Origin of the sequence: Neolewinella aquimaris (genome assembly GCF_014197245.1) — a bacterium.
Classification (GTDB): Bacteria; Bacteroidota; Bacteroidia; order Chitinophagales; family Saprospiraceae; genus Neolewinella; species Neolewinella aquimaris.
Genome location: NZ_JACIFF010000001.1, coordinates 982,105 through 994,298, shown reverse-complemented (window position 1 = coordinate 994,298; position 12,194 = coordinate 982,105). Strand labels below are relative to the sequence as shown.

The window sequence follows — 12,194 nt, the reverse complement described above, 5'->3', positions numbered from 1 at the left end:
ATTCGGTCGGTATGCGCGCTAACCCAAACGAAACAAAAGAAGCACGTTTTGGTTGGTCGCGCGGCATCGGGTGGGTTGCGTACCTTCGTTGCTGCATTAGTCCCAACGCTTCCAAACGTGAAACATTCTACTCTCTGGCTTCTCCTTGTGGTGGTGTGCGCGGTACGAACCGTCGGCGCAACGGGAGACAGCCTTTACTTCCTGCTTCCCTCCGATACGGTCATCGTCAAGTCGGATCCCGCCTCCGGCCACTTACTGTTCGACCATTACCTGGCACCCAAACAAACCCTCTACGGTGCCGCAAGATTTTACGGGCTTAGTCTGGAGGACGTATATCGCCTCAATCCGGGCCTGCGCGCTGGTTATACGCCCGGCACCCGGGTCACGGTAGCCATTCCCCGCGGGGTGATCCGGCCGGGCTTCAGTCCCGACAGCACCGCCTGGTTCGTCCCGGTCCGGTACCGGATGTCGCCCGGAGAAACCCTCTACGGACTCACCCGCCGCACCCTCGGACTCCCGGATGACCGCCTCCTTCGGGTCCTGAACCCCGACCTCGACCCCACCCACCTGAGCCCCGGTCAGATCGTGAAGATCGGCTACCTGCGGCTCGACGGCATCAGTCCCGGTACCCAGGTTGAGGTCGAAGATCCCTACCTAATCCGAAACCGCGCCCTGCGGGACCTGTGGCTCGCACGAACGGAGGGAGCAACCGTACGAACCACCAACGGTAAGGCGGCCTGGACGAGTCACGGCGACCAGAGCAAGTGGATGGTCCTGCACCGGACCGCGCCCATTGGCAGCATTATCGAAATCGACGATCCGCGAAGCCGAAAAACGGTGTACGCCCGGGTGGTTGCCCGCATTCCCGAACAGGTGTACGACAGCCGGGTCGTGGTGGTGGTCAGTCCACTCCTGGTGAAGGCATTCGGTGTCCGTGACAAGGAGTTTTACGTGCGAACACGGCACCTTTGATGACGAACGCCGCACCTGCGTCCCCGCCCAAATTTTCTACCTTCGCCCGCCATGCGCCTGAAGCAACTGGAGATAAAGGGATTTAAGAGTTTTGCCAGCCAAACGGTGGTGAACTTCGATGCCGACGTGATCGGTATCGTAGGTCCCAACGGCTCCGGTAAGAGCAACATCGTCGACGCCATCCGCTGGGTACTCGGCGAACAGAAGGGCTCCGAACTGCGGCTCGACAAAATGTCGTCGATCATCTTCAACGGCACCAAAAAGAAGAAAGCCGGCAACCTGGCCTCCGTAAGCCTGACCTTCGAAAACGACAAGGACCTGCTCCCGACGGAGTACAACATGGTCACCATCACCCGCCTGTTGTACCGTAGCGGGGATTCCGAATACCGGCTTAATGGCGTACAGTGTCGACTGCGCGACATTCGCGATCTCTTTCTGGATACGGGCATCGGATCGAACTCCTACGCCATCATTGCACTGGGGATGGTCGACGACATCCTGGCCGACAAGGACAACAGCCGCCGGCGCATGTTCGAGCAGGCCGCCGGCGTGAGCAAGTACAAGAACCGCAAGAAGGAAACCCTCCGGAAACTCAAGAGTACGGAGGATGACCTGGACCGCATCGAGGACGTCCTCCACGAAATCTCCAACAACCTCACCAGCCTGGAAAAACAGGCCAAACGTGCCCGCAAGTACCGCGACCTTAAGGGGCAGTACCGCGACCTGAGCCTACTCCTCACCGGCTTCCGGGTCGAGAAACTGCGCATCGACTACGACCGCATCCGCAACGAGATCAATCACGCCGAGGAAGCCTACCGCAATACCGACGCCAAGATCACCACACTGGAAAAACAGCTGGGGGAGGAGCGGCAACGCCACATCGACAAGGAACAACTCGTCGGCGAGCGGCAACGGAAGCTGAACGCCCTGGTCGGGGAACTTCGCGGCCTGGAGAACGAAAAGCAGATGCTGGAACAGCGCAAAACCTTTGTCGCGCGGCAGACCCGGCAGCTTACGGAAGAGTTGGACGAGGCCGTCGGTCAACTTGCCAGCTACGGCGAGCAGGCCGTGCAAACCGGTGCCCAGATCGCCGAAGCGCGGCAACTACTGGAGGCCAGGTGGCAATCGCGCGAGCAGGCCGAAGCGGCACTGGTGCGCGTAAAGGAAGGACACGCCGGCATAAAGTCGCAGCTCGACAGCGGGCTGAAACAACAGCAGCAGGAGGAGCGTCGCATTTTCGAACTCGAGAAGCGCCGTGCCATCAACGGCAACCAGGTGGAAAACTTCCGCTTCCAGGTCGAGCGGAACTTGGGAGAAATGGAGGACCGGCGCGGCGAGCGGGAATCCCTCGAAGATGCGCTGAAGCAACTGGAAACCGAGGAAGCAACTAAGGTGGAGGCGGTCGCGCAATTGGAGCAACGGGAACAGGAACGCCGCGATGCCCTCGAAACCACCGAGGTGAACGTAGAACACCTCCAAACCGAGCTGAGCCGCATCAACCGGGGCCTCGACGCCCGCCGCAACGAGTACAAGCTCACGAAGAGCATGATCGATAGCCTGGAGGGTTTCCCGGAGTCGATCCGCTTCCTCAGCAAGAACAAATCCTGGACACGGGAACCCACGCTGCTGTCTGACGTGATCCTGGTCGACCAAGATTACCGCGTAGCTATCGAAGGATACCTCGAGCCCTTCCTGAGCTACTACGTGGTCGATACGGCGGCGGAAGCCGGAACCGCCATCCAACTCCTCAGCGACAAGCAGAAGGGGAAAGCCAACTTCTTCGTGCTGGATGCACTCCCCACACCCGCCCCCACGGGTGCCCCCGCCCCGGCCGGAACAAAACCCGCCACCCAGGTCGTCACGGTAGAGGACCGGTACCGCCCGCTCACGGATCGCCTGCTGCACGGCGTTTATGTCAGCGACGAAGCGCAGTTGCCCGCAGCACCCGAAGACGGAAACACCATCCTCTCCTTCGGTGGTCGGTACGCACGCCGGGCCTACTCCGTTTCGGGCGGATCGGTGGGCCTCTTCGAAGGAAAGAAGATCGGGCGAAAGAAAAACCTGGAACTTCTGGAACGCGACATTGCCGCCACCGAAAAACAGGCCGCGAAACTAAGCACCACCCTGACCGACGAGCGCAAAAAGGTCAGCGACCTGCGGCAACAACGGCTGGACCGCGAAATCCAGATCCGCCAGCGCGAACTCAACGGCTTGCAACAGCGGCGGGCCGCCCTGCGGGCGCGGGTCGAGAGCTTTCAGGGGTACTTCGCCGACACCGAGGCGAAGAACGGCAAGCTGAACCAGCAGGTAGAGGACCTGATCCGGGGCAACCTGGAGATCGACGAGCAACTGGCCGGCCTGCACGCCACGATCGAATCCCTCCGCGCCGACGTATCCGGAACCGATGAGGCCTATCGGCGCCTGAGCGAAGAACTATCGGCCGCGAGCGCCCACTTCAACCAGGAAAACATCCTGCACATCCAGCAGCAGAACCACCTGCAGACGCTGGAGCGGGAACTGTCCTTCCGGGAAAACCGCCGCGACGAGATCCGCAAGCAGGAAGCCGCTAACCGCGAGCAACTCAAGGAATTGGCCAGGGAAGCGCGACAGTTTGACGAGCAGCAACTGACCCTGGCGGGTAACCTCGAATCCATGTACGTCGAGAAAAAGGAATACCAGGCTACCCTGAATTCGGCCGAGCAGGCCTACTTCGCCGCCCGTACGACCATCAACGGCTACGAGGACGATTTGCGCCGCGAGAACCGCATCAGGCAGGATGCTCAGATCAGGGTCAATCAGCTTAAAGAAAAATTCACGGATGTAAAGTTTCGGATCAACTCCGTAGAGGAACGGCTGCAGATCGAGTTCAACCTTTCTCTTTCCGCACTAGCCGAGATGGAGGTGGAGGAGTGGACCGGCTCCATAGGCGATCTGGAAGTCAAGGTCGACCGATTGCGCAGCCGGATCGGAAACTACGGCGAGATCAACCCAATGGCCGTCGAAGCCTACGACGAGATGAAGGAGCGCCACGAGAACATCACCAAACAGCGGGACGACATCATTGCCGCCAAGGACACCCTCGTTAAAACGATCAAGGAGATCGAGGATACCGCTACTGTTCAATTTCTCGATTCCTTCGAGCGGGTGAGGATTTACTTCATCGACGTCTTCCGCAGCCTGTTTACCGAAGACGACAACTGCGACCTGATCCTCCTGGACCCGGAAAACCCACTGGAATCCAACATCGAAATCGTCGCCAAACCGAAGGGCAAACGACCGCAAACGATTAGCCAGCTGTCGGGGGGAGAAAAAACCCTGACTGCAACGGCCCTCCTCTTTGCGTTGTACCTGCTCAAGCCGGCTCCCTTCTGCATTTTTGACGAGGTTGACGCGCCGCTGGACGATGCGAACATTTCCAAGTTCAACCGCATCGTCAAGAAGTTTTCGAAGGACAGCCAGTTCATCATCGTCACCCACAACAAGCTTACGATGGAGGCCGTGGACAGCATCTACGGCGTATACACTACCGAGCACGGGGGCAGCGGGGTACTCCCGGTCCAGTTCACCGAATTGGAGGGAAGTACCAGCTTTTCGGCCGTTTAGGACCTGGACGACCGCCGCGCCTTCAGGGCAGTATGCAGGTCTTCCGTATTACCGAGGTATTTGTCTAGATAGGGCAACAGTCCGGCAATCTGCTGTAGGCGCTCCGACCCCACCGGAGCCGTGGCGATCTCCCTGCCGTAGTAGGCCCGGCTGAACTGCCGCAGGGTGTCCGTATCACCGATCATCCGCAACGCATTGAGTACCACGAAGCGGTAACGGGAGCCGATGCTGATGTTGAGTACGGCGAGCAGCATTTTCTTGCGCTCCCTCAGGACCAGTGGATTGCCCCCGAGAATATTCAGTACCTCCACGTAAATTTTGTCGTAGCGGGAAGCCACGAGCTCCCGTAGCCTTCGCTCGATTTCGTAGGGAAGGCGGTCGTCGGTCGGTGTCCGCGACCGGGATGCTTTCAGTTGCAAGATGGCGTTACGCTGCAGGCGGGGCTCGGGACGTACGATGTAATGGCCGAGTACTTCATACACCTCGCTTGCCGGAGTATCAGCCACAAGTTCCCGCCAACCTTCCTCCAGTTGCTGCGGCCAGTTGACGGGGGGCAACTCCAGAAAGGCGGGGTCATCGGCCTTGGCGTTCATGGCCGCTAAGTCGATGCGGTGACCGGCTACCTGCCGCCGGTTGACCGCACGAAGAAGTGGGTCGAGTGCGTAGTACTCCCGCTGCCGCTCAAACTCCGCCGTAAGCAGTTGAGCGATCTCCGCTTCGGTCAGGCCGAGATCGCCGAGCGTCCGACCGATGGCCTCCGCTTCCGTTGGGTAGGCGGACAGCAACTCCCGAACGTGGTCGAGCGCCAGCTCGGACCCGAAGCGCCCGAGGAAGAGCAAGTGTTGAAGTACCTCTTCGGTACTGAATTTGCCCGCCCGGTAGACGGCCACCAGCCGGTGGAAGGTATCCGCATCACTGGCGAAGGTCAGGGCACGTAATATCTTGTTTGTGAAGGGATGACGGCCCTCGGATTCCAGTTCTTTCAGCAGGTAGTCGCGGGCGGCTTCGGTGCCGAGTGCGCCGATGGCCGCATATACGTAAACGGTGGTGCGGTGGTTGGCAATGGGTAACAGTGCGATGAGGTAATCCTGCAGGTAGGGGCCGAATTTCTCCAGGTTCCGTTGCCGGCCCCGCTGCCGCAGCGCGTCGAGGGCCGCATTCACGCGATCGTCCCGGAAACTGAACAAGCCATGTTGTTTCGGATGGCGTGCCCAGAACTCGGTGAACGGTCCATAACACTCCGGAGAAGGGAAGGCCGCACGGTAAGCCGAAACTACGCCTAGGAGCTCCGGCGGCGGTTGGGGGCTCAGCAAGGTCGCCGAAACGCGGTAGGGCAGGGTAGCAGCCAGTGATTTAAAGTATTCACATACCACTGCCCAGTCGCTGCCGTAAGTAAGCTTGTATACGCTCTCCGGCAAATGCTGAAAGGGGAGTTCACTTACGTCCACGGTTCCGTCTTCGTAAACCGTAAGGCCGAAGGAGGCCTGGCCGTACTTGGTCGTCAGGACGAGCTGCGCAGAAATATTCTCCATACCGCGGTATAAACGAAGTAAACGGGCAATTAGATCATCACGACGCGATCGGGTCCGAAGGGCGGATCGGGGGGGAGTTGCGTTTCCTGTCCTTCCTGCCGCAGGATGCCGAAGATAACCGGTACGGGATAGTTTGCTTGCGGATATACGGTCATGCCGTCGGTAAGCACCAGGATACTATCTGGTCGTGGACGCAGGCGAACCGCAGCGTCGATGCCCGCGCGCATGTCCGTGCCGCTTCCGCCGGGTAAGTAGGAAATACGAAAAGCTTCCCGCTCGGAAACCTCCCGCACCGGCTCGTAGGCCACCAGGTCGCAGGGGATTATTGTGACCGGATGATTGAACTGCCGCACGACCGCCGCCACCTCGCTGAGTGCGCGCTGCAGTTCCGTTGCCTGCATGGATGCCGACGTATCCACCACGATCGCGATCCGGGCCGTTTGGTCGCCCGCAAGGCTGGGGGGCATGATGGGTTGGTAGACCGACTGCCGGCGGCTTGGACGGGCGTAGCTGTAGTCGGTCCGGCTACCGATACCCCGCTGGAGGGCAACGCTCAGGCGGTGCCCCAGCCGCTGCCTCCAGTTGACCCGGCTACCGAGGACGTCGGCGGCCCAGTCGCGCCAGGCATCCGGGACCAAATCCTGGCTCGCCTCCCAGCTGCGCCGGGCGACTTCGCGGCGAATGATCTCTTCCTCGATCGTCGACAGCCGCTGTCGGTCGCCCGCCTCCCACGGCCGGGGCAGGCCGTGGATCCCGCTTCCCTCGTCGATGGCAAAGGAAAGGTCCGGGTAATCTCCGGCTTCTAGTTGCAAGAGGTAGGTTTCGGCCAACTGCCCCCGCGGCAGGCCGAAACCTTCGGGAAGCATACCCGGATAGGCGGCCGGCATCTTCAGTCCAGACCATTCCGAATCGTTGATTTCGAAGTCGCAGGCGATGTTCCACCTACGGGCCCGGGGACCGGAGGAGATACCGAGTGCGGTGGCCCGCTCCCCGTGGCGGCGCAGTCGGTGACTGATCTCGTGGATCCACAAAAAACCAAGTTCGCTTAGGGCAAGTCGCCGGTCGCGATCGCGCCAAATTTGGTCTACGGTAACGGGATTCCAGTAGACATTGTAGTGCAGGTCAATGGAGGCCACCTCCACCTGCGGGGTAATGACAATATTGGACCGGAACAGGGCCGGGGCGAACCAGGGCAGTTGCTCGGCGGCGTAGGCGCGCGCGAACCGTACCCGTTCGGCAATTTCCTTGAAATTAGGCGAGGACATCTACGAATTCGTTGAAGGCCTCGTCGCTAAATACCCGGGTGATTTGCTCCAGGATTTCGCCTTGCTCCTGCGTCCCCGCCCTACTGGCCGTAGCGCTCAAACGAGCGAGCCAACCGGCCCGCGCCATTTCCCTGAGGGGCACGAAAATGATGTCCCGCCGGCCGTCGTTAAACACTTCCTCGGCCAATTGCAGGTACTTCAGGGAGAAGGGGACCAATCGTGGAGACTCCAGTGCACGCAGCAGGTATACGTTTAGGCTGTAGTAGAATACGTAGAGTTCGGCATCGTCCAGTGAGGTGATGTCGACCGTCTCGGTACCTGCAAGCACGGCTTCCGGATCGGGGAGGCGAAGATTCGTAAGGTATTCGATGAGCGGAATGGCGGCTGCTTCGCCCAGGCAACCGGTGACCAGATCCAGGATCACGCGTTGTTGCTGACCGTCCCCGAGGCGGTACCCCAGCAAATCGCAGGTACAGAGCAGGGCGGTGGCGAAGTCCCAGGTGCGGGGCGTGGCGAATCCGTAGCGGTTCTCATCCGGACTGCCGTGCAGGGCGTCGGGTCGCAGACGAAGGAATCCCCCCACGCGAATTTTCCATTCCGCCAACCTCCGGGCGTGGTCTTCCGCACTGACCCGGGGCAGTTGTCCGCCTTCCCAGCCCTGGGTCAGCGATCGGATGTAGAGTTGTTCGGGGATGTCCCACTGCAGGTGCACGAAACGATTGCGCAGGGGCGGAGAGAGTTCCCAGCCACCCACCATGAGATCGGGGGGATTGGCGGCGGCAACAATGCGCACCCCCCCCGGCAGTGGCGTGAAACCGACCTTGCGTTCGAATACGACGCGCAATAAGGCCGACTGTACCGAGGGCGGGGCGGTGCTGAGTTCGTCAAGAAAGAGAATCCCGTCGGGCGATTGATCGAAGTCGCTCACCCATTCCGGCACGGCGTAGCGCACCTGTCCGTTTTCCAGGAACGGCAAGCCGCTGAAGTCGGTCGGATCGTGAATGGACGCGATGAGGGTGGTCACGCGCAGCCGATCGTTCGCCAGGCCTTCGATAAAACTGGACTTTCCGACACCCGGTTTTCCCCACAGCAGCACCGGGATGCCGGTGAGACCATGGGGGGCGGGCGTGGCCAGTGCGATCAGAAGCGCTTCGGCACCGGTTGGGAGATTCTTGCTTTCCAGGACAGTATACTTTTTAGAACATGGGGCGGGTGCGCGGGTGCAGGGTAATAAGGCCAAAGGAGCGGGGAAAGTTTGGCATACTGCGGTGGGCAGCGGCCTGGGGAGGGTTAATCCTTCCGAAAAATCAGTTACTTTACGGGCCAAAGTCCTTTAATGTCGCGTACCGTCCACACTCCCATATCCGATCTACGGCACATCCGTCACTTGATGGAGCGGTCCCGCTACTTCATCGGGCTGAGTGGATTGTCGGGCGTGGGGGCGGGGTGCTTTGCCCTGCTCGGTATTGCGGCGGTGGTCGCCTACCAGTGGGCGGGGGGAAGCGACCTGGTGTTCATTACGGAGGACGTCCGGCTCAACGCACCCCATCCCTGGGGAATCTCCCCCCTGATGTTTTTGCTGACCAATGCGGCGGTGGTCGTCAGCGGTGCCCTGGCCTGCGGATACTTCTTCACCCGCCGGCGGGTCATACGGCTCGGCTACACCATTCAGGATCCGAAAACCTATAAGCTGGTGGTCAACATTTGCGTACCGTTGGCCGTCGGCGGGATATTCTGCCTGGCTCTCGTGTATCACGCGCAGGGTGGATTGATCGGGCCTACTACCTTAGTATTCTACGGATTAGCTTTGCTGAACGGAAGTAACTTTGCCACCGAAGAATTACGTACCCTAGGGTACATGGAGCTTGCCCTTGGACTGTTGTCCCTCTTCTTCGTGGGTTACGGTCTCTACTTCTGGGCGCTCGGGTTCGGCGTATTTCACATCGCTTACGGCATCTGGATGTACCTTAAATACGACGCGGCATGAAGAAAGTGGAGGAAGTGAAGGCGAGTGTGGCGGGGCTGAGCAAACTATACGGTCACCGCATGCGACTGGGATTGATGGGCATCCTCATCGTAAACGACTGGGTTGATTTCGTAACCCTGCGCGATGCCCTCAAACTGACCGACGGCAGCCTGGCCGGACACATTAAAGCCCTTACGAAGGCCGGGCAGATCGAAGTCGAGAAACGCTTTGTCGGGGACAAACCCCGCACGAGTTACCGGGCCACCCCCGACGGACGCGCTGCCTTCGAGCGCCACCTGTCCGAACTCGAGGATTTCCTGAAAATCATGGAAAACTGACGGCGGTTACCGCGAGAGTACCTCCCGTACACCGGTCCACTTCATATCCGGGTAGCGATCGTTATCCAATTCATGCAGTTTGCCCCGCCCGCTGTACATGTTGCGCATGTACTGCATTCCCTGCCAGGCCGGGTAGATTTCTTCCCGCTTGGGTGCTACCAGGCGGGTGACATCGATTACCGTACTCAGCAGGCCGGTGCCCCCGGCGGTGAGCAGACGGTAGGGCTCACCGGTCACTTCGGTCGCCACATCCCTTAATCCCTGGGCCGTCAGGGTATCGCCGGCGATCCGCAAAAACCGGGGCGTTGTGTTGTCCAGTACGGCCAGCGCGGTAAACATCGCCGTATCGTCCTTGGTCGTGAAGTCGAGCGGTTGGTCGGCGCTGCCCCAGTACATCACACGGCGGATCCGGCGGAGGACGAAGGGGGCCTCCCCATTGAGTAGTTCGGTGAACATGCCGTTCAGGATGGACGTGGCCCGAACGGGAGCTGCCTCCAGCCGGTACTGAAAGGTCTTGCGGAGGTCCAGGTTGCGGTTGGTCCCCCGGGGGAGCTGGGTGTAGTCGATGGAAAAATCCGACGGGATAAAGCGGGGTACGCCGGCCGCTACGGCTGCGTCGAGGAGCCGTGACTGTACGCCCACGATCACCGCTTCGAGACCGGACAGAGCTGAAACGACGCAACTTCCTCCGCGACAGGCTTCGGTAAGGGCAGCCAGGTTTTCAAAATCTACCTCCCGTACTTCCGCTCCCCGCGTCTCCCACTCCCGCAGGCGATGGGACGATCCGGGCCGAACGAGTGCCCGCACCGGTGCCCCCAGTGTCAGCAAGCTGCGGCCGATGCGGCCACCGAGGTCGCCGGTAGCGCCGGCCAGGATGATGGGCGAGGGTGAGGTTGGCATATCGTTGTTTACTGATGAACGGGTCACGGGCCTTCACGTTCGCCGTTTTCGGCGTGGCGGCAGGTAAATTCTGTACCGTACATTGCCGCCCGAATCGCCCACAAAAACTTACCCTCCGCTATGTACACCATTGGATATGACATCGGCTCCTCTTCCGTCAAAGCAGCCCTCGTGGAGGTAGGTACCGGACGGGTGGTCGCCCGGGTGCAGGCACCCCAGGAAGAAATGGGCATGGACGCTCCCCGGGCGGGCTGGGCGGAGCAGGACCCCGAACTCTGGTACCGGTACGTGACCGAATGCACTCAGCAATTACTCGCTTCCCCCGGGGCGGAGGAGATTCGTTCCGCAGACATCGGGGCGGTCGGCATTGGCTACCAGATGCACGGACTCGTACTGGTCGACAAGGATCACCGGGTCGTGCGCCCCGCCATCATCTGGTGCGACGGACGGGCGGTGGAAACCGGAGACCGTGCCTTTGGCAAAATTGGGGAAGAGCGGTGCCTGTCGCACTGCCTCAATAGCCCCGGCAATTTTACCGCTGCCAAGCTAAAGTGGGTGGCGGAGCACGAACCGGACAACTACAGCCGTTCGGCCCACGCCATGCTGCCCGGCGACTACATTGCCCTGCGGTTGAGCGGTGAGCCCACCACCACGGTGACCGGTCTTAGCGAGGGCGTACTGTGGGACTTTAAGGAAAACCACGCCGCCGATATCGTACTCGATGGCATGGGGTTGGATGCCAATAAACTTTGCACCCGCGTCCCCGCCCTGGGCCTACAGGGAAAGGTAAGCAAGCAAGCGGCGGCGGAAACCGGTCTGGCCGAAGGCACCATCATCGGCTACCGCGCCGGCGACCAACCGAATAACGCCATGAGCCTTAACGTGATTCACCCTGGCGAAGTGGCTGCAACGGGAGGTACGAGTGGCGTAGTGTACGGAGTAACCGACCGACTTTCCTACGATCCCGGCCAACGGGTGAATAGCTTCGCCCACGTCAACCACACCGAGGACCAGACGCGCATCGGCATTTTACTGTGCATCAACGGGACCGGCATCGCCCACCGGTGGATACGCCAGCAGGTGTGCGACGAGCATACGGGCTACGGAGATATGGAGCGCATGGCGGCCAGTGTGCCGGTCGGCAGCGACGGACTCCATTTTCTACCCTTCGGCAACGGTCCGGAACGCATGTTGGGCAACCGCGATCTCGGCGCCCAACTACTCGGACTCGACTTCAACCGGCACACCCGCGCTCACCTTGTGCGTGCCGGAATCGAGGGAGTGGCCTTCGCCTTCGTTTACGGAATGCGCATCATGAAGGAGCTCGGGGTGGAGCTGTCCAAGATCCGGGTTGGCAACGACAATATGTTTCAAAGCCGCCTATTTGCCAGCACTATTTCTACCCTTACCGGCGCGACCATTGAGGTGCACAACACCAACGGTGCGGTGGGGGCCGCGCTGGCAGCCGGGGTAGCGGCCGGACATTCCCCCGATCTGGCGAGCGCCGTTGGTCGCCAGGAGATCGAACAGACCATCACCCCGGAGGTTAAGAATACGGAATCCCTGCGGATAGCTTACGAACGGTGGGAATCGGCGCTTACGCGGTTGCTGCACTAAA

General features: G+C 60.5%; 9 protein-coding genes. 5 read left to right on the top strand and 4 right to left on the bottom strand.

Features of this window, described 5'->3' with window-relative positions; translation table 11 throughout:
* Positions 1 to 117 precede the first annotated feature (117 nt).
* Positions 118 to 972, top strand: coding sequence for a LysM peptidoglycan-binding domain-containing protein (locus GGR28_RS03925; RefSeq protein WP_183494399.1), 855 nt, complete (start codon positions 118 to 120; stop codon positions 970 to 972).
* Between the two features lie 51 nt (positions 973 to 1,023).
* Entirely contained in the window at positions 1,024 to 4,575 is a 3,552-nt protein-coding gene (gene smc / locus GGR28_RS03920) for a chromosome segregation protein SMC (RefSeq protein ID WP_183494398.1), read from the top strand.
* Here smc and GGR28_RS03915 read toward each other — a convergent pair.
* From GGR28_RS03915 to GGR28_RS03905, 3 genes are read right to left on the bottom strand one after another with little or no spacing between them, the layout of a single operon-like run.
* Positions 4,572 to 6,107 carry a hypothetical protein gene (locus tag GGR28_RS03915; protein WP_183494397.1) on the bottom strand — a complete coding sequence of 512 codons (1,536 nt, stop codon included), beginning with the start codon at positions 6,105 to 6,107 and terminating at the stop codon, positions 4,572 to 4,574. The two genes, smc and GGR28_RS03915, sit on opposite strands and share 4 nt — an antisense overlap.
* A 29-nt stretch (positions 6,108 to 6,136) precedes the next feature.
* Positions 6,137 to 7,372 carry a vWA domain-containing protein gene (locus tag GGR28_RS03910; protein WP_183494396.1) on the bottom strand — a complete coding sequence of 412 codons (1,236 nt, stop codon included), beginning with the start codon at positions 7,370 to 7,372 and terminating at the stop codon, positions 6,137 to 6,139.
* Entirely contained in the window at positions 7,359 to 8,612 is a 1,254-nt protein-coding gene (locus tag GGR28_RS03905; RefSeq protein ID WP_183494395.1) for an AAA family ATPase, read from the bottom strand. Before GGR28_RS03905 ends, GGR28_RS03910 begins: the two co-directional genes overlap by 14 nt.
* Before the next feature lie 96 nt (positions 8,613 to 8,708).
* Here GGR28_RS03905 and GGR28_RS03900 point away from each other — a divergent pair, with 96 nt between their 5' ends.
* Both GGR28_RS03900 and GGR28_RS03895 read left to right on the top strand, forming a co-directional pair.
* The gene (locus GGR28_RS03900) at positions 8,709 to 9,359 is read left to right on the top strand and encodes a hypothetical protein (protein ID WP_183494394.1); all 651 of its coding nucleotides are present in this window, start codon (positions 8,709 to 8,711) and stop codon (positions 9,357 to 9,359) included.
* Positions 9,356 to 9,676, top strand: a complete 321-nt coding sequence (locus GGR28_RS03895) for a winged helix-turn-helix domain-containing protein (RefSeq protein WP_183494393.1) — start codon at positions 9,356 to 9,358, stop codon at positions 9,674 to 9,676. The genes GGR28_RS03900 and GGR28_RS03895 overlap by 4 nt, the downstream gene beginning before the upstream one ends.
* Before the next feature lie 6 nt (positions 9,677 to 9,682).
* On the opposite strand, the gene GGR28_RS03890 is transcribed toward GGR28_RS03895, so the two are convergent.
* Positions 9,683 to 10,576: an NmrA family NAD(P)-binding protein gene (locus GGR28_RS03890; RefSeq protein WP_183494392.1), complete on the bottom strand. Its 894-nt coding sequence runs from the start codon at positions 10,574 to 10,576 to the stop codon at positions 9,683 to 9,685.
* 120 nt (positions 10,577 to 10,696) lie between these two features.
* Between GGR28_RS03890 and GGR28_RS03885 the strand changes: the two genes are divergently transcribed.
* Positions 10,697 to 12,193 carry a xylulokinase gene (locus GGR28_RS03885; protein ID WP_183494391.1) on the top strand — a complete coding sequence of 499 codons (1,497 nt, stop codon included), beginning with the start codon at positions 10,697 to 10,699 and terminating at the stop codon, positions 12,191 to 12,193.
* Position 12,194 lies beyond the last annotated feature (1 nt).